This window comes from Providencia sp. (genome assembly GCF_003533305.1).
GTDB lineage: Bacteria > Pseudomonadota > Gammaproteobacteria > Enterobacterales > Enterobacteriaceae > Providencia.
In genome coordinates, this window is the sequence record NZ_DOEH01000004.1 from 38,570 (window position 1) to 58,012 (window position 19,443).

Annotated in this window: 12 protein-coding genes; 8 read left to right on the forward strand and 4 right to left on the reverse strand. The window is 39.3% G+C overall.

The window, feature by feature from the left end; translation table 11 throughout:
- Positions 1-209 precede the first annotated feature (209 nt).
- Both DD649_RS00930 and DD649_RS00935 read left to right on the forward strand, forming a co-directional pair.
- Entirely contained in the window at positions 210-3,113 is a 2,904-nt protein-coding gene (locus tag DD649_RS00930) for an autotransporter domain-containing protein (RefSeq protein ID WP_294101549.1), read from the forward strand.
- Between the two features lie 304 nt (positions 3,114-3,417).
- The gene (locus tag DD649_RS00935; RefSeq protein WP_294101552.1) at positions 3,418-5,043 is read left to right on the forward strand and encodes a phosphoethanolamine transferase; all 1,626 of its coding nucleotides are present in this window, start codon (positions 3,418-3,420) and stop codon (positions 5,041-5,043) included.
- A gap of 16 nt (positions 5,044-5,059) precedes the next feature.
- On the opposite strand, the gene asd is transcribed toward DD649_RS00935, so the two are convergent.
- Positions 5,060-6,166, reverse strand: coding sequence for an aspartate-semialdehyde dehydrogenase (asd, locus tag DD649_RS00940; protein WP_294101554.1), 1,107 nt, complete (start codon positions 6,164-6,166; stop codon positions 5,060-5,062).
- Positions 6,167-6,501: 335 nt separating this feature from the next.
- On the opposite strand from asd, the gene DD649_RS00945 reads away from it, so the two are divergent.
- Both DD649_RS00945 and yidZ read left to right on the forward strand, forming a co-directional pair.
- Positions 6,502-7,686: an MdtL family multidrug efflux MFS transporter gene (locus tag DD649_RS00945; protein ID WP_294101556.1), complete on the forward strand. Its 1,185-nt coding sequence runs from the start codon at positions 6,502-6,504 to the stop codon at positions 7,684-7,686.
- Positions 7,679-8,659 (forward strand): HTH-type transcriptional regulator YidZ, encoded by a 981-nt coding sequence (yidZ, locus tag DD649_RS00950; protein WP_336428645.1) that lies wholly within the window; start codon positions 7,679-7,681, stop codon positions 8,657-8,659. Before DD649_RS00945 ends, yidZ begins: the two co-directional genes overlap by 8 nt.
- Before the next feature lie 89 nt (positions 8,660-8,748).
- Here yidZ and ykgO read toward each other — a convergent pair whose 3' ends face one another.
- The 3 genes from ykgO to DD649_RS00965 form a co-directional block, all read right to left on the reverse strand.
- Positions 8,749-8,889: a type B 50S ribosomal protein L36 gene (gene ykgO, locus DD649_RS00955; RefSeq protein ID WP_294101561.1), complete on the reverse strand. Its 141-nt coding sequence runs from the start codon at positions 8,887-8,889 to the stop codon at positions 8,749-8,751.
- A 2-nt stretch (positions 8,890-8,891) separates the two neighbouring features.
- A complete protein-coding gene (locus DD649_RS00960; RefSeq protein WP_294101564.1) occupies positions 8,892-9,152 on the reverse strand; it encodes a type B 50S ribosomal protein L31 in 261 nt (86 codons plus the stop codon).
- A gap of 178 nt (positions 9,153-9,330) precedes the next feature.
- Positions 9,331-9,891: a DUF1440 domain-containing protein gene (locus DD649_RS00965; RefSeq protein WP_294101566.1), complete on the reverse strand. Its 561-nt coding sequence runs from the start codon at positions 9,889-9,891 to the stop codon at positions 9,331-9,333.
- A gap of 279 nt (positions 9,892-10,170) precedes the next feature.
- Here DD649_RS00965 and nagK point away from each other — a divergent pair, with 279 nt between their 5' ends.
- The 4 genes from nagK to DD649_RS00985 all read left to right on the forward strand — a co-directional run bounded on the left by nagK (position 10,171) and on the right by DD649_RS00985 (position 19,434).
- Entirely contained in the window at positions 10,171-11,082 is a 912-nt protein-coding gene (gene nagK, locus DD649_RS00970; RefSeq protein WP_294101568.1) for an N-acetylglucosamine kinase, read from the forward strand.
- A gap of 334 nt (positions 11,083-11,416) precedes the next feature.
- A complete protein-coding gene (locus tag DD649_RS00975) occupies positions 11,417-12,067 on the forward strand; it encodes a ubiquinone biosynthesis protein UbiH (protein ID WP_336428650.1) in 651 nt (216 codons plus the stop codon).
- 75 nt (positions 12,068-12,142) lie between these two features.
- A complete protein-coding gene (locus DD649_RS00980) occupies positions 12,143-14,344 on the forward strand; it encodes a hypothetical protein (RefSeq protein WP_294101572.1) in 2,202 nt (733 codons plus the stop codon).
- Between the two features lie 149 nt (positions 14,345-14,493).
- Entirely contained in the window at positions 14,494-19,434 is a 4,941-nt protein-coding gene (locus DD649_RS00985) for a DNA repair ATPase (protein ID WP_294101576.1), read from the forward strand.
- Positions 19,435-19,443: the final 9 nt, after the last annotated feature.

The window sequence follows — 19,443 nt, forward strand, 5'->3', positions numbered from 1 at the left end:
TAACAGTAATGAGGCATACATTTAACAACAATGAATCTGAATTTTAAAATAATAAAAATGAAGTTGAATTCGTAAATGCAATCAATAACAAAATAAACAAAAATCATAAGGTTAACGAAATAAAGGCTGAGTTTTTTCATAAAAACGTCACATTGCGTAATTAACATCTCATAAATTCAAGATTAATTAACGCAACCTATAGGCCTGTCATGAAAACAGTCATAATACCTACGGCGATAAGTTTACTCGCCTTATTGTATACAAATATTTCATTTGCTCAGATAGATATTGAGGCAACTGAAAAACATATTATTGATAAACGAAATAGCTGGCTTAACGACATTAAAAATAATGTCATTAGCAATTCCCCCTTAAAAGACTCCAAAATAGCGCAGTGGGATAGGCTAATCAGTCATGAATATACCCAAATAACCGATGAGCGACTAGAAAGAGCAAAAGCCGATAAGTCACAAAATTCAAACTATGTTTTTAGTACTTTCAACACAATACTCTTTGGTGATCATCAAATCGATTTAACCGCGAATGATCACTATCATACGATTAAAGATTTGTATGACATCAGTACCCGAGCTTATGACGAAAATCGCCAACGAGTTAGATCTATCGACTTTATTCTTAAAGAGCATTTTCAACGAGGCCGGCCCTATCAGGTACTCGATAAAGATGGTAACTATATTGCTAATTATACTGCCATACGGGGTTCGTCCTTTCCAAGTGGACATACTTGGAATGGTTTCAAACAAGCAGCGGTTTTAGCCACCCTATTCCCTGAAAAAGGAGATGAAATCTTTGCAAGAGCGATTGAGTATGGAGAAAGTCGAGTGATTGTTGGTGCCCATTTCCCAACAGATACTATCGCTTCTCGCATTGGCAACTATTACCTATTATCTCAATTACTTGCTGATGATAAAATTGCTAAATCATTTGTGACATTAGCCAGAAATGTTCGTGAAGAAACAGCCATAACTTGCCAAAAAAACATAAAGGATTGCCTCACAGCTTCGAGTCATCATATCAATGATGAAGTTGGATACTACGGCAAAAAAGAACCTGAAGAAAAACCTATGATTACCCCTAATGAGCTACCTAATACTGCGGCTCATTTACTGCGTTTACGTTTTTCTTATTTAAATAAAGAACAGCGGCAAAGTATTTTAGCCAGTACCGCTTATCCGATTAATTCTCTCGCCGGTTGGGATGTTAAAAAAGATAAACCAGAGACCTATTGGGGACTCATTAACTTACCTAGAGCCTATCAAGGCCCTACCCATTTATATGATAATTTTATCGTTGTTCAGAAAACAAATGAATTTGATTTCGCAAACTTTGGCGAAATTGATGAGTGGAAAAATGCAATTACAGGCACAGGGCAATTAATCAAGAAAGGCAGTGGCACGCTCATTTTATCGGGCGAAAATACCTTTGCTGGCATAGAAGTTAATCAGGGTAATTTAGTACTGAATGCAAAAAATCATTATTCAAAACCGTCATCAATAAACGGTGGTTCACTATTCATAAAAGGTCAGTTAAATTCGCCATTAGATGTCAATAAAGGCGCATTAATTTTAGATAATGGAAAAATCAACTCACAAGTCGCTCTTAATCAATCAGGACTATTAACTGGTAATGGTCAGATTAATCATTTAACCGTCAATCAGGAAGCCATGGTGTCGCCGGGGCATTCAATTGGTACAATCAATATCGCAGATTCTGTTATTTTTAAGCCTGATAGTCATTATTTAGTAGAGATTAATGCACAGGGGAAACACGATACCATCAAGAGCCAAGGTACGGCTGTTCTAAATGGTGGTACTGTCACTGTTTCATTTGAAAATGACAAAAATAAGCTATCTAAACAACAAGTTAACAATTTATTCGATACTCAATATACGATATTAAGCGCCGAAAAAGGTATCAGCGGTAAATTCGAGACCGTACAACCTAATTATCTCTTTATAGGAACGACGTTAAACTACTCACCAAATGCGGTCACACTAAATATTGGTCGCAATAACACCTCTTTTGACAGCGTTGCGACGACTCAGAATCAAAAGTCAGTCGCTCAAGCACTCGATAAACTCCCCACAGAAAATTCGCTCTATAAAAGTATCTTAAAAAGTGATTCAAAAGACGAGGCGATTTCTGTTTTTAATGCGCTAACAGGGCAAGTACACACCGATGTATTATCAAACCAAATCAATAATAGCCGCCATATAAGGGAAACTATTTTCAAGCAACTTCGCTTTTCAGAATCACTAAATAGAACTAAAGAGCACCATGACAATAAAGGTAACGTTTGGGCTAAAGTTCTCCATGATTGGGATCATACCGCTAGTGATAGTAATGCAGAAAGTTATAACACCTCAACTTATGGTGTGTTCTTAGGTGCGGATCAACGTTTTTATAACGACAAAGTTGCTCTAGGGCTTGCCACCGGTTTTACGAAAAACACTTTGTCCGGTCATCATAATAGTGGCAGTAGTGATAATTACCATCTGGCTATTTATGGTGGCATACAGTTAGACCCGATTACACTTCGAGCTGGAGCAGGACACGCATGGCATCATATCAATACCCATAGATCAGTTAGCCAATCGATAGGGAACTATCAGACACAGACTCGCCAAGCCTTTGTCGAAGCCGCTTATCCGCTCAAAGCGAATATAATCAACATCGAACCATTTGCAAATCTCGCTTATATAAACGCCACCAATAATACCATTCGTGAGAAAGGTAATCGCGCATCATTAAAAGCAGATAAACAACATATCAACGGGATATTATCTACGCTTGGCGTTCGACTCGATAATCAATGGAAATTGAATCCACGCTCTAGTCTTAATTTATATGGTGAATTAGGTTGGCAGCACCAATACGGTAATTTAGCTCGAGGTATGAAATTCACGTTTGCTGATGCTGAGCCTGCATTTATTTCGCAAGGTTCGTCAGCCGCTCGCAACGGTGCCATCATAAAGACTGGGGTAGACCTTAATATAAATAATAATGCTAAGTTATCGATAAACTATAGCAAACTCGCCGCTAAAAATTACGCTGATAATAATATTGACGCAAGAATTTCACTTATGTTTTAATTAAATTAAAACCCTCATACTTAATGAGGGTTACTCATTTGTTTATGTTATATATTAATAAGTTAATCATTTTTCGACCTAGACTAAAATAGCATATTCTATTCTTGATGACTTAACCTCACGCTAGTTTACAGTTTTTTACCCTACTAAATTGATTACCTTACCTTTTTTCGTGTTATAAACACATTATGATAGTTTCTCATCTAACCACAATAAATAGAAAACTGCGCTTTTTTGAAAGCAAAACCAACAAGGCTTTAATAGCCCAATTCATGGTATTCAAATTAAAAAGTGAAAAACAATAATGCGTGTATTCATTATTATATTTTATTTTTTATTGGTATCAGTGATACCCGCTTTATTCAGTGGTGATGTCAGTTTAATTGCTAAAATTGTCATTACGCTCTCTGGCGCACTGATTATGGTGCTCTGTGCTGGGGCTTATCAGTCACTATTGGGTAAATTACTGACTGTCAGTATCACGATATTATGGGCACTCAATTTATCCGTTTCATTTTTCTTTTATCAGAAACACGATATCCGCTTTTCGTCCTCTATTGCGGAAACATTTATTAATACCAACAGCAGCGAAACTGTAGGAATGCTGTCTTACAACATTGGCTATGTGATCTTTTATATCATTGCCTTTGCTATTTATTTTTTAAGCATTCATAAGTGTGCCAAATATATTAGCCGTCGAACAACCTTAGTCAGTTCGGTGCTATTATGTGGTTACTTGCTCGCAATCCCACTGTATTACACATCATTATTAAAAAAAACAGACAGTCATTTTCTGATCGGGGAAAAATATCTTCTCAATACACCATTTTATAACGCTGGCGCACTAGTGAAGATTTTTTATGAAAATCGCGGGATCAAGAAAATATCCTCAGAAGTGGTTTCATTTAATTATGATAAAAAAGATGTTGGCACTGAAATTTATGTCTTGGTGATCGGTGAATCGCTCCGCCGCGATCATATGAGTTTGTATGGCTATCAATACGATACGACCCCAAATCTTAATAACCGTAAATCACAAATGCTGGTTTTTGATAATGCCTATTCACCTGCACCTGTTACCATTTTGTCGGTTCCTATTTCGTTAGCAAATATTCGCTTTGACCAAATGCAGGACAAAAAACACTATGCCGATAACATTATTTCTTTAGCAAATGATGCAGGGTTTAAAACCTATTGGCTCAGTAATCAAGGTAAAACCAATAAAAGAACCAGTGTGATTTCAGCTATCGCCAATATGGCGAACAATAAAAAATGGAACGAGTTTGTTGGTTATGATGAAGAGTTATTCGATTATTTTACTGAAGCAATTAACGATAAAACAAACCAGAAAAAACTTATCGTCTTACATACTTATGGTAGCCATGAGCCTGCCTGTAACCGTTTCCCAGAAGAACAATTTAAAAAATTCAGCGGACAAGAAGATGATGATTGTTATGACAGTTCTATCGCCTACACAGATAAGTTTCTAGAAAGCCTATTACAACAACTCGACAATAAACCTGCGACTCTTTTGTATTTCTCAGACCATGCACTGCAACGATTAAATGCCGATAACAATGTCCATTATCATCATGGCGTTAATAGTCCAAAAAAAGAAGCTTATGAAATTCCACTGTTTATTTGGTACAGCTCAACAACATCCAAGCCTGTATTTAATGAAAAAAATCTCAGAGAACCTTATTCAACGGTAAACAATTATTGGTTAATGAGTGATTGGCTAGGTATACAACAACGTACATCAGCGGCTTGTCAGTCCCCTTTGCGTAGCTGCTATCAAGCTCAGTCGGACATTAAAGTCATTGATGGTAATAGAGCTCCACTATCAATTAAACAGCTTCCATCAGAGAAAACAGCGCCTCAAAAAAGCAATAAAAAACCTGTGCACCAGACGGTAACACAGGTTCAATAAACCGTAATTTAAGGGTTTACAATAAAATTCTTAACATCCGGCGCAATGGCTCCGCCGCACCCCACAGTAATTGGTCACCAACCGTAAAGGCGGATAGGAAATCAGGACCCATATTTAACTTACGTAAACGACCAACTGGTGTACTCAAAGTACCCGTTACCGCAGCAGGTGTTAGTTCACGCATGGTGATTTCACGGTCATTTGGTACAACTTTAACCCATTCATTATGAGAGGCTAATAGCTGCTCAATATCCTTCATTGGGATATCTTTTTTCAGCTTCAAGGTGAACGCTTGGCTATGGCAACGCAATGCGCCAATACGGACACATAAGCCATCAACGGGAATGATATTACTTCCCGTTGCTAAAATTTTGTTGCTCTCTGCTTGCCCTTTCCACTCTTCACGACTTTGGCCATTTTCAAGTGCTTTATCAATCCATGGGATCAGGCTACCCGCTAATGGAACACCAAAAGCATCTGTTGGCATCGCACCGCTACGAGTGAAGTCAGTGACTTTTTTCTCAATGTCTAATATTGCAGAAGCTGGATTTTGTAGCTCTTTTACCACTTGGGTATGCAACGAGCCCATTTGTGATAATAACTCACGCATATTACGTGCACCGGCACCAGAAGCCGCTTGATAAGTCGCAACCGATGCCCACTCAACTAGATTGTTAGTAAACAAACCACCTAAAGACATCAACATCAGGCTTACTGTGCAGTTACCACCAACAAAGGTTTTAATACCTTTATTTAATCCATCTTGAATATGTTGATAGTTAACAGGATCAAGAATGATAATCGCATCATCTTTCATACGCAGTGAAGATGCAGCATCAATCCAATAGCCATTCCAACCTGACTCTCTCAATTTAGGATAAACTTCATTAGTATAATCGCCACCTTGGCAACTAATAATGATATCCAGAGCTTTTAGTGCATCAATATCAAATGCATCTTGCAATGTACTACGATGCCCACCAAAAACAGGGGCTTCAGAACCGTGTTGCGACGTAGAAAAAAAGACCGGATGGATTACATTAAAATCACCTTCTTCAACCATCCTTTGCATTAATACGGAGCCAACCATTCCACGCCAGCCAATCAAACCTACATTTTTCATTCTATTCACCCTGTCTGATTAAATTTTTTACCCAAAAAATCTCAAAACTCAATTTTATGCCCTTCTTCGGGACAATTGTCACTGACCTTTTAGACAACCGTTAAAATTGACACTGGAGATTTCTCAACTGTATTAAAACTGACAAAATATCAACCAGTGTGCAAGTGAATTTCATCACTAATAGTAAGAAGATTAGTAATAAAGCTAATAATGATAGAAAAACAGTTCTATGCTGTTTTCCAAATTGGAAAAATGCCTTTCGGGATTATTCAATATATTGATGTACTAATAGTGATTAAAATTAACATCTTCTCTTCTTAGGATGCAATTTCCCCATGACCAAGTATGTCCTTTTTAGCTTTTGGATAGTGCTAATTTACCCTCTAGGGGTTGATTTGCATTTAACAGGTATCCCCCTGATTGCTGCCGAATTACATGCCAGTGAAAGTCAGCTTCATATGGCATTTTCTATCTATTTAGCGGGTATGGCCTCCACCATGTTGATTGCTGGTTGGTGTGCCGATCACATTGGCCGCAAACCTGTAGCTTTAGTCGGTGCAGCGATATTTGCATTGTCATCGGTTATGGCAGGCTCATCCTCAACCACCACGATATTTTTAGCGGCTCGTTTCTTACAGGGGATTGGGGCTGGATTCTGCTATGTAGTCACATTCGCATTATTGCGTGATGTTTTATCAGCCAATACGCGAACCAAAGTATTATCTGCAATGAATGGAATTACCTGCATTGCTCCCGTCTTAGCTCCAGTCATTGGCTTTATCATTTTGCTTTTTTATCATTGGTCCGTCATGTTCTACTTTATGGCGGCTTATGCTGTACTGAGTATTATTTTTTGTTTAGCGGCAATTAAAGAAACCAAACCACTTATTAATAAAACGACAATTAATGAAGAAATAAATATTGATGAACCAAATGAAAGCTTATTGAGTCATTTCTTTATCTCTCGCTTAGTTATTTCTTGTTTTGGGATGGCCGTGATTCTGACCTATGTGAACGTGTCACCGATTATTCTAATGACTAATCTCAATTTTACGACCGGCCAATACTCTACAGCAATGACCTTGCTTGCGATGGTCAGTATGACAACGTCGTTCTTAATGCCAAAATTGATTTCGCTGTTTAACAGTCAATCTATTCTCTATTTCGCGCTTAGCCTTTTTTTGCTTAATGCCTTTATTTTATTTCTTTTTCTTTTTTACTTTAGCCATATTGGACTGCTATTTATCGTATTTGCTTTCTGTGGTGTTGGCTTTTCGATGCAATTTGGCATCATCATGAGCCAAGCTCTATCCCCTTTTGCAAGAAGAGCGGGGATCGCCAGCTCGGTGCTCGCCATTTCACAACTAAGCTTCGCGTCATTTTATATTTGGTTGATGGGCTGGGTCGGGGTACAGTCTGTAAATATGCTGTTCATTATCTTACTTGCGACAGGTATTATCGGTATCACATTATTAAAATTACCGTCTCGAGCCAGTGAAAAGGTAGCCGTCTGTGAATAAGTCATTGCATCGATTAGATTTAAATTTACTGGTTATTTTGCAATATCTGGTTGAAGAAAAGAGTGTCAGTTTAGCGGCAAAACGCCTCTCAATTACACCGTCTTCAGTCAGTAAATCTTTGGCAAAATTACGCCATTGGTTTGATGACCCGTTATTTATTCGAAGCCCGCAAGGACTTGTTCCAACACCACTCATGAGCCGTATTGAAAAATCATTGCCTGAATTTTTAAATTTATCGAATTATATTGCTGACATTCGTGATACCGAAAAACCGAGGGGGATCAAGTTTCGCTTGATGATGGAAGCGCCGCTCAATCTCATTATGCTACATGATTTATCATTGAAGATTTTGAATCAATACCCTGAATCATCTGTCAGTGTACGGGATTGGGAATATAATTCTCTCGCCAGTATTATGGCAGGGGATGCCGATATCGGTGTTTTAGGGCGAGAAAGCTACCATAAATCGAAAGAATCCATCAATGCTATCCCTGATATTCTCAACTTTGAAGTACTATTTATCGATAGACCTTTGGCGTTTATTCGAAAAGATCATCCCATTTTAGATGAAGAGTGGAATTTAACTAATCTATTGAAATACCCGCATATTAGTACCGAATATGGTAATCGCATTCCGTGGGCTCTAGATGATTTATTACACAGTATGGGATTAACTCGCCACGTGCATTTATCTTACTCATCATTTGAACAATCGTTATTAATGGCATCCCATTCAGGGCATTCATTAATTGCTTGTTCTCCAGGTTATTGCCAACATTATGTTAATGAATTCCACTTGGATTTAGTCTGTCGCCCACTACCTATCGATGAAATTTTATACAAACAATTAGAAATTCCATTTTTAATGCTTTGGCACAAACGAAATTCTTATAACTCGAAAACACAATGGTTAAGAGAACAAATTAAGAATGGCATCACCGCTTTTATTAATCCGCAACAAATTATTGACTGACAAAAAAAAGCCACTACAGAACCAATAACCTGTAATGGCTGAACAGGACAAATATAAAGGTAGGGTATATTCAATTGAAAAAACAAAAACTAACGTTTTTTCTTGCTGCCTTGCACTGCTTTAAAACGCGGATTCGTTTTGCAAATAACATACACGCGACCACGACGGCGAACGACTTTGCAATCAGGATGGCGTTGCTTTGCTGTTTTCAATGAGCTCAATACTTTCACGTTTATTTATCCCCTTTTGATAGAAAGCGAGCAAAACGCTTCTGGAACTGAGCCGTCTTACCTTCTTGAGAAAACATCTTTTGTTTGCCGGTATAAAACGGATGTGACTGTGAAGAGACATCTAGTGTCACATAGGGAAAAGTTTCCCCTTCATACTCAATTGTTCTTTGCGTTTGAATCGTTGAACCGACTTTAAAATAAGCATCAACACTGGTGTCGTGAAAAATAACAGTGCGATATTGTGGATGTATTCCTTGTTTCATAATGACCACCAAATGTAATGTTATAATATAACAATATCTAATTTAAAATGATGGCGCAATCTTTTTATGTCAAAGATAATGAAATAATATTGGGTAAGGTCAAAACAGAAAATAAAAAAGGCTAGTTTTTCAATTAACTAGCCTTTTGCGCTAATGAGTTTCATGACTAACGTTTAAATTATCGATAACTCTGTGATAGCGATACTTCAGGATCTGGCTGATGAGTAATACGATTTCTTAAATCTCTTCGAATAATTTCAATCGACCAAAACCAGACAACGTGTCCAAATATCTCAGAAAAATATTCATCGAATGGCAATTCAGATAACGGTGGCGTTAAATTTAATAATGGGAAGCTCACACCGTGAACCGCGACGGTTGCCAGCAACCCCGCCATCGCCCCTTGCCACATTTTCACCTTTGGAAAAATCTCAGCCACTAAACAATATCCAATGGCAAATACCAATGAAAATAAAATATGCGTTATCATCACAGGGTTAATAATGTGTTCTGAAAAAGTATAAACCGTTGCAGTTGGATCAATACCAAGGTAGTCACGCAAAAAAAGGAACGGGGGATTAAATTCATCCCTTCCTCCGGTAAAAGTTCTTGGTGGGAAAGGAACCTCTGCTCCCCATTTCACAAAAGCGGAAACAATCCCCCCGATAATGCCGACAAAAAAAGCCACACCATATCGACGACGATACTTTTCAGTCGTATAAAAAAAACCATTTGACATAAATCACCACTATTTAACTTAAGTTAATTGTTATTTATTTAACATCGTTTTTAAATGATTGGCAAATGACGAGTATCAATAAAAAGATAATCACTGAAAATAAATAAAAAGAGGTGTTTTAAAGCGTGGTCTTGTCATATAACTAAAATAAATATCAAAACGATAATTTAACCCACGGAAAACTTTTGTATAATTGAAGGATTGCACACCATCATTTATTATTTATCAAATAGATAGACAACTATCCATGATAAATATAACCATAAAGGGAAGATGACAATGTATTACGGCTTTGACATGGGTGGAACAAAAATCGAGCTTGCTGTATTCGATCAAGCACTAAATCAAGTATGGCAAAAACGCGTACCAACACCCAAAGAGGACTATCATGCTCTTCTTAATACTTTTCGTGATTTAACCGCAGAAGCAGATGAGAAATTCAATTGCCAAGGGAAAATTGGCATTGGCGTTCCTGGCATCGTAAACCAAGCAGAAGGTACGGTATTTACAACCAATGTTCCCGCCGCTCAATACAAACCCTTGATTCATGATTTAGCCAATATATTGCAGCGTCCTGTTAAAGTTGAAAATGATGCTAACTGCTTTGCGTTATCTGAAGCTTGGGACCCCGAATTTAAACGTTACCCAACCGTGCTTGGCCTGATTTTAGGGACTGGTGTAGGCGGTGGTTTTATCATCAATGGCAAAGTGTTATCAGGTAAAAATGGCATTGCCGGTGAAATCGGTCATATGAACCTCAGTGTTCGCGCCTCAAAACTGTTAGGCGATACTGTACCCGAAATCACTTGTGGTTGTGGTCAAACTGCCTGCTTTGAAACCTATCTATCAGGCCCAGGCTTTGAACGTATTTATGCTGCATTTACCGGTGAAAAACGCTCTGCCATCGAAATAATTCAGCTTTATAAGCAAGGTGAGACCCAAGCAAAACAGCATGTTGAACGCTACATGTCAGTACTAGGCATGTTTATGGGACAAGTTGTTACCGTCTTTGACCCTGATTTAGTGGTTATTGGTGGCGGGCTATCTCAATTTGAAGCTATCTATCAACTGCTCCCTGAAGTCCTGCCACAATATCTCTATGGCATTGCGACATTACCAGCCATTGAAAAAGCGCGCTATGGTGATTCAGGTGGTGCAAGAGGAGCTGCTTTTTTAAATTTAATTGATTAATCAATAAATAAGTATGCACTCTGTTTTATTTTTTAATGCCAGAGTGCAATTTTTTATAACGAAATTTCGTCTGAAAATAAAATAAAGCGCCCCTCTTTATTGATAGTGATTATCATTTGCACTAAATCAGTGTTAACATCACGCCAATCAATCACGTTAAATCATAACATTTAACTCAAAATCGCAGCTTTTAATTATTGATTAAAATCATCGAGATAACATTAGAGATTTGTCCGATACAGCAAATTATTAGAAACGATATTATTAAGTTATATGATTAAATTAACGGTGCCCTAATAAAATAAAGTCCACGTTAAATTAAGAGAAAAATTCTATGAGTTTGTTTTTTCAAAACAGCCTAGCTTTTCCCACTATTATTTTTAGCGGCCTGCTAATTATTGTCCTATTTTACTGGCTTTGTGCGGCCTTTGGCTTATTAGATATTGACCTATTTAACGTCGATACCGCAGTCGATGGCGGACTAGATGGTAATAGCATAGACGCCACAGGCTTCGCTGGTTGGTTAACTAAATTGGGGCTAGCCGGTATCCCGGTGACCATTATTTTAACGCTATTCACGCTTTTTGGCTGGACGATCACCTACTTCTGTGTGCATTTATTTATTCGATTTATTGATACAAATTTGCTGCGCTATCTCGTCGGTTTCGCCGTCTTTGCCATCACGCTATTTATCGCTCTTCATCTGACTGCACTTTGCCTCAGACCTGTCCGTAATAAATTGAAGAGCCTAAACAAACCTAAAACCGTCCATCAATTAATCGGTCAACTCGCCACAGTTCGCTCAGGAGAAGTCACTGAACACAAAGGTGAAGCAATTTTAGAAGATGGAGGCGCAGGTTTGATTTTACAGATCCGCGCTTCATCAATAGACAATATTAAACGAGGTGATCGCGTCGTTATCATTAGCTATGACGCGCAATCTCACAGTTATCAAGTTGTGACCGAAGATGAATTTCGTCATTGATAAAACACGAAATAACGTCTCACTCATAAATAATATTAAAAATGACGATCTCGTCAGAACCTACGGAGAATTAACATGGATTTGGCTGCTTTAATGCCTTTTTTAACCATTATTGGAGGGATAATCCTAGTTATTTTAGGGTTCTTTGGTCTATTCAAAGCCTTCTATATTAAAGTACCACAAGGCACGGCGCTGATAGTTAACGATATGTCATCGCAACCCAAAGTTCACTTCACAGGGGCGCTGGTTTATCCGGTTATCTATAAAAAAGAGTTTATGCGCATTTCTCTTTTGACATTAGAAGTTGACCGCCGTGGTAAAGATGGTTTGATTTGTCATGATAACCTACGTGCAGATATCACCGTCGCCTTCTATTTACGCGTGAATGAAACCACAGAAGATGTCCTTAAGGTCGCCAAAGCAATTGGTGTCGAACGTGCATCAGACCACAATGCCGTTAGCGCGCTATTTAGTGCGAAATTCTCTGAGGCATTAAAAACGGTTGGTAAACAACTTGATTTATCGACCTTATTTGAAAATAGGCAAGACTTTCGCGACCGTATTGTCGATGTCATCGGTAAAGATTTAAACGGTTATGCGCTCGAAGATGTGGCGATTGATTATTTAGAACAAACGCCAAAATCAGCGCTTGATCCAAACAATATTTTTGACTCTGAAGGTATTCGTAAGATTACTGAAATTACCGCTATTCATAACATCGAAACCAACCAAAAAGAACGTGACCAAGAACTGGCTATTCAAAAGAAAAATGTTGAGACCCGTGAAGCTAGCTTGGCATTAGAACGTCAACAAGCAGACGCAGAAGCGCGTCAAAAACGTGAAATTGACAATATTCGTTCTCGTGAAACCGCAGAAACGTTACGAGTACAAGAAGAAGAACGTTTAAAATCTGAGCAAGCTAGAATTCAAACCCAACAAGAAATTGATATTCGTGAAGAAAATCGGATGCGTGAGGTTGAAGTCGCTCAACAAAACCGGACTCGTGCTGTCGCTATCGAAGAAGAACGCGTCACTCGTGCTCGTGATCTTGAAATTGTCGCACGTGAGCGTGAAGTCGAATTACAACGCATTGAAAAAGAAAAAGCATTGGAAGAAGAGCGTAAAAATATTTCCAGTGTAATTCGTGAGCGCGTTGTGGTTGAAAAAAGTGTCGCACAAGAAGAAGAACGAATTAAAGAAGTTCGTGAAATTTCAGAAGCTGACCGTTTAAGACAAGTCACTGTTATTAATGCCCAAGCTGAAGCAGAAGAGTTAATGGTTCGCCAAGTGAAAAAAGCTGAGGCAGACGAAGCTAGTGCTAAACACAGAGCCGAAGAAATCAGCACCATGGCTCAAGCTGAACTTGAAGCTTCCGCTAAACAAGCCGAAGCCAAAAAACGCTTAGCAGAAGGTATTGAAGCTGAACATGCCGCAATAGGCCTTGCAGAAGCTCGCGTTCGCCAAGTCACTGCCGAAGCTGAAGAAAAAGAAGGTTTAGTTCAAGCCAATATCACCGCTGAAAAATTATTAGCAGAAGCGCGTGGATTAAAAGAGAAAGGCTTATCCGAAGCGCAAGTCATGGAAGCCAAAGCGCAAGCCGAGCAGCAACAAGGCCTTGCGGAAGCGAAAATTTTAGAAGAAAAACTGATCGCCCAAGCTCGAGGGGACGAACAACAAGCCAATGCGAAAGAAAAATTGGGTCTTGCTGACGCTAAAGTACTAGAAGAAAAACTTGCAGCACAAGCACGCGGTGAAGGCCAGTTAGGTTCAGCGCAAGCCGAAGTTATCCGCCAGCGCTTGAAAGCTGAGGCAGATGGTTTAACCGATAAATTCAAATCAATGGATCACCTCAGTGATACCGCACGCGCTCACGAAGAGTTCCGTATGCGCCTTGAGAAAGAATTTGAACAATCTATGGCTTCAATTGAAGCTAATAAAGAAATTGCTCGCGAGCAAGCGGATGTATTGGCGGCAGCACTGACCAAAACCAATATTGAAATTGTGGGTGGCGATGGCAGCTTCTTCAATACCTTCTCTAAAGCACTTAGCTTAGGAAAAGCGGTAGATGGCTTTATGGATAAAAGCAGCTTTGCCAAAGAAAATTTTGAAAAACTAGTCAATCGCAGCACCGAAGGTAAAAAAATTGATGTTGCAGAATTACTGAAAAATCCAGAGGTTCAAGATTTAATCAACGGATTTATGGCGGCAAAAGGTGTGGGTCAGCTAGCAAAAACGGTGGCAGCAAAACCAATTCCACCGGCAGATGATCAACTCTAATTAATGCATATTTAAAGGCATATCCCGTTAGGGAATGCCTTGTATTAATGTTTAGTTATACCTAAAACAATCCAAGCTACATAACTAAATACATGTAGCTTGCAACTAACGGGTATGACTCGTTCAAAGCCAAGGAAATTCGTTATACCATGCCAGATATTCAGGATACTAACCGCGAACAAGAAATACTCGATAGTGCTGTAGCTGAAGGAGGCGCTTATGAAATCTTACGTAAGCGTCTTACCGAGCAAGGACAACAGCTCCATCAAAAAGCCGCGCAATTAAATCAAAGCCGGTTAGATGAATTTGGTCAAAGCCAAATGGACATCATTGGCCGCATCCGTATTCGTACTGAAAATAATTGCCAAGCAAGAGATATTGTTCGTGTCGGTGAATGGCTATTATTTGGTTATAATGTTTTTCTTGGCCTCAAAAAAGAGACCCATCTTGAAGATGTCTTTTCACTTTATCGTTTAATTGAAAACGAGGGTGAATTTGATGTTGAAGCCATGCCTTATGAAGATACTTTTCTCAATGACAACCGCTTTATTCAAGATTTCACTGAGCTCTATACCTACTATAAAAATACACAATTACTTCAACTTGTAGAACGTGATGGCAAACTTCTTGCCAGTTTCCAAATTGGCGACCGTATCACCGATGTGCGTGTTTTCCGTTGGTCAATTTCCAGCGATAAAAACAAAATCGACTATATTGATAATCGTGGCGAGCGAGATATTGAACTTCCCCCCGCCTATGATTTTGATTGGACCAGAACCACTCGAGAAGATACCGTTAACGGTCGTTTTCCTCATATCAATATACTCGACACTGTATTTGTTGAGACTATTGGTGGTGACCTCACCATCAAGTGTGAAAATAATACCGAAGATGGATTAGGCATCTATCGTGAAGCAGTACTGGATAAAAACCAATCTCTCGATGATGCACAAATAGAATACGCCCATACTGGCAGTTTGATTCTGTTAAAAATCCTTCCTTATCGTGAAGAGAGCTGGCGTTACTTGGTTTACAACACGCTAACCGAGTCAGTTCAACGTATCGACGCCATCGGCCAAGCCTGTGTGCAGTTACCTGAAGATCACGGTATTATTTTTCCGGGTGGCTACTATCTACAAAACGGCGAATACAAAACCTTTGAACAACCTATGGATGGGATGCGTTTTCGCCGCCTGCGCCGTTCACCTAATGGTGAAGATGTCCTGTATGTATTCTATTCCCCTAATCATGGTCGACTCGCGCTTTTCAATTATAATTTAATTGAACGAAAACTCGCTATCCCATTGATTGGTCACGGCTATGCCATGTTAGAAGATGGTAAAATGGTCTTGTTTGAAGGGGAAGGCGACGAAGCAACGCGAGTGCATCCGATGCAGGTTTGGCAAACACCATTTTACTCTGAAGAGTTTGCGGATAAACAACCTCCCCGTGGCGGCTTTTTTGGTCGTATCGGTAATGCAGATTTAGTTCGTGGTATTTCTGAAATATTACATATTGCCAAAGAAATCGAAGGTAATCAGGTTTCTGTTTCCCGTTATGAACAACTTAGTCAGCAACCTAAAAGTCTGTTAGATATTTATTACTGGTTTAATGATGAACAGTGCCTAAATATTGGGAAATTACTCAAAGAAATTACCCAAACTAGCGAACTTGTACTCGACGAATATGAAAAAGTAGAGAGTATTCGCCAGCAATCAGCCAAATCAATGAATGAGGCGATTAGTCGCCAAAAATCATTACTTGCCATCACACTGCCTGAAAGCTGGATCGATATTCAACAATTTGTCGATGGGCTCAATGCCCTAAGTGCACAGCGTGGGCACTTAATTTCACTGCGTGAATTCCGTTATATGGATTTAACCAAACTCAGTGAAATGGAAACAGAGATTACGGATGCTCAGCAACAAGTTTCTCAAGCTACCGCCGTTTTCCTTGCTAGCGATAAAGCTTTACAGCCTTTTAAAGCTCAACTAGTCACCTTCGAAGAACAAACTGAAAACGCACAAAATAGTGCCCAGTTAGATGTGCCAATGAATGACATGGAAAAAATGTCAGCCGATTTGGATATGCTGTCTAACTTAATGGCTTCCCTCTCGTTCAACGATGTGACCCAACAAACTCATATCATTGATTCAATTTCGCAGATCTATGCGCAGCTCAACCAATCTCGTGCCCGCTTACAGCAAAAACGAAAATCACAAAGTAGCGTTGAGTCAGTGGCACAATTTGGCGCGCAATTTCGCTTATTTAGTCAAGGGATCACCAATGCGCTGTCTCTTGCCACGTCACCGGAACGTTGCGATGATCAGTTATCTCGATTATTAGTTCAATTAGAAGAGCTTGAAAGCCAATTTAGCAATCACGATGAATTTCTTGATGACATACTGGCAAAGCGAGATGAATTATTCGAAACCTTTGAGTCTCATAAACAAATATTAATTGATGAGCGCCAACGTCGTTCACAGAATCTATTAACTGCCGCTGATCGCCTATTAGAAAGCCTACAACGTAGAACGCTTCGTTTACAGTCTCAAGATGAGCTGAATGCCTTTTTCGCATCCGATCCGTTAGCCTTAAAAACCCGTGAAATCATTGAAAAATTACGGGAAATTAATGATAACGTTAAGGCTGATGATATTGATGCACGGCTAAAATCATCTCGTGACCAAGCTATTCGTACTTTACGCGATAAAACTGATATTTTTGAAGATGGCGGTAATATCATTAAATTGGGGCCTCGCCACCGCTTTAGTGTAAATACCCAAGAACTTGACCTGACTATCTTACCTAAAAATAACCAACTTTGGTTGTATTTGACTGGTACAGACTACCAAGAACCAATCGAAAATACAGAACTGGCAGCGCTACAACCTTATTGGTCTGCAACCCTAGAATCTGAATCAGATAGTGTTTATCGTGCTGAATACCTTGCTTATTCTATTATCTATGCCGCGGCAAAACGCCAAGACGGCCTTGATTATGATTCGTTAAAAAGTGCGTTATCTGCACCGGATAAATTAGACAAATTAGTCAGAGACTTTGCCGCACCGCGTTATAAAGAAGGCTACGAAAAAGGTATTCATGACCATGATGCCATCGCCATATTGAAAAAATTAATTCCTATTGGTGAAAGTGCCGATTTGCTACGTTATAACCCAAAATCACGCGCAATTGCAGCGATTTTCTGGGATCAAGTACAAAATGCAACCTACCCTGCGTTATGGCCTGAACGCGCTAGAACGGCGATGAATATTCAACAGCTATTTCACAATGATGATGCCTTGCTCGACCTACAAGCAGAAATTGAAGCGGATATCAGCTTGTTTTTACAAGATAATCCAATTGAATGCCAAAGCTATGAACAAAATCAAGCGGCTGAATACTTAAGTTTTGCCTTAGCAAGGCCATCTATTGACTTGGTTTATAGTAAGTATGCAAGAGACCTTGTGGCAGCATTACAAAATCGCCTAGAAGCGGCCCATATGTGGGTAGATTTTAATCGTTCACAGCAAAACCTTGGCGAACGATATGCACAGCGCTGGGCATTGATTCAAAACTGGCTACAAGGATTATGCTCTGTGCCTGAATTTGCACATCTCATGCCTTATGTACCGGGGGCAATAGCTATTATTATCTTAGATAAAGTCGCATCAGCTCGCTACAGTGAGGTTGATCTCTACTTTAAAGTCAGTGGATTATTAGGTGAACACCCGACCATTGAAAACCAAACACTTTCATTAAGTTTAGATAGCTACTTTGGTCGTATGCGCAAGCAAAGAAAGCAGTTCATTCCTGCATTTCGTCAATATCAAGGACTACGCCAACGCATCGTAACCGAAGAACGTGATCGACTAAAACTACATGAATTTAAAGCTCATCCATTAAGCTCATTTGTCCGTAACAAACTTATCAATGATGTTTATCTGCCTATTATTGGTGACAATATGGCGAAGCAAATTGGTGCGCTTGGTGAAAATAAACGTACTGATTTAATGGGATTATTACTAATGATCTCCCCGCCAGGTTACGGTAAAACCACCTTAATGGAATATGTTGCCGACCGCTTGGGTCTTATTTTTATGAAAATCAATGGCCCAGCACTTGGCCATGATGTTTTATCTCTTGATCCTGAACAAGCCCCTAACGCGACAGCAAGGCAAGAGCTTGAAAAACTCAACCTAGCTTTAGAAATGGGGAATAATGTCATGCTGTATGTGGATGATATCCAACATACTCACCCTGAATTCTTACAAAAATTCATTTCGTTATGTGATGGAACAAGACGAATTGAGGGTATCTGGAAAGGCAAAACTAAGACCTATGACATGCGTGGTAAGAAATTCTGTGTTGTTATGGCGGGTAACCCGTATACCGAATCAGGGGAAGTATTCCGTATTCCTGATATGCTAGCTAACCGTGCCGATATTTATAACTTAGGTGAAGTACTCGGGGGAATGGATGAAGCGTTTGCACTAAGCTATATCGAAAATAGTTTAACATCCAACGCTGTACTGGCCCCTCTTGCACTACGTGATTTAAACGACCTTTATCTTTTAGTGGATAAAGCAATGGGAAAATCAGTCTCAACAAATACCCTAAGCTACCCTTATTCCGATGCGGAAATTAATGAAATAACTGCGGTAATCAGCCACTTAATAACCTTGCGTAATATTGTATTAAAAGTGAATCAGCAATATATTGCCAGTGCTGCACAATCTGATAAATACCGTACTGAGCCTGCATTCCGCTTGCAAGGTAGCTACCGTAATATGAATAAACTGAGCGAAAAAGTCTCTTCAGTGATGAATGATGAAGAACTTGAAAGACTGTTAGATGACCACTATTTAGGTGAAGCGCAACTGCTCACAACAGGCGCGGAAGAGAATTTATTGAAACTCGCCGAATTAAGGGGAACGTTAACAGCAAAAGATGCCGCTCGTTGGCAGCAAATCAAAAAAGATTTTCTGCGTAATAAAGCCCTCGGTGGCGATAATGCAGATATTGGCGATCGAGTCGTGGCACAACTGGCAAATTTAGTGGAAAGTGTTCAGACTTTAGGACAAAACTAATTCAGGGCA

What these genes read in the sequence shown, in the direction of transcription:
- DD649_RS00930 (WP_294101549.1), top strand. Translation starts at nt 210, where the DNA reads ATGAAAACAGTCATAATACCTACGGCGATAAGTTTACTCGCCTTATTG.
- DD649_RS00935 (WP_294101552.1), top strand. Translation starts at nt 3,418, where the DNA reads ATGCGTGTATTCATTATTATATTTTATTTTTTATTGGTATCAGTGATA.
- asd (WP_294101554.1), bottom strand. Translation starts at nt 6,166, where the DNA reads ATGAAAAATGTAGGTTTGATTGGCTGGCGTGGAATGGTTGGCTCCGTA.
- DD649_RS00945 (WP_294101556.1), top strand. Translation starts at nt 6,502, where the DNA reads ATGACCAAGTATGTCCTTTTTAGCTTTTGGATAGTGCTAATTTACCCT.
- DD649_RS00960 (WP_294101564.1), bottom strand. Translation starts at nt 9,152, where the DNA reads ATGAAACAAGGAATACATCCACAATATCGCACTGTTATTTTTCACGAC.
- DD649_RS00965 (WP_294101566.1), bottom strand. Translation starts at nt 9,891, where the DNA reads ATGTCAAATGGTTTTTTTTATACGACTGAAAAGTATCGTCGTCGATAT.
- nagK (WP_294101568.1), top strand. Translation starts at nt 10,171, where the DNA reads ATGTATTACGGCTTTGACATGGGTGGAACAAAAATCGAGCTTGCTGTA.
- DD649_RS00975 (WP_336428650.1), top strand. Translation starts at nt 11,417, where the DNA reads ATGAGTTTGTTTTTTCAAAACAGCCTAGCTTTTCCCACTATTATTTTT.
- DD649_RS00980 (WP_294101572.1), top strand. Translation starts at nt 12,143, where the DNA reads ATGGATTTGGCTGCTTTAATGCCTTTTTTAACCATTATTGGAGGGATA.
- DD649_RS00985 (WP_294101576.1), top strand. Translation starts at nt 14,494, where the DNA reads ATGCCAGATATTCAGGATACTAACCGCGAACAAGAAATACTCGATAGT.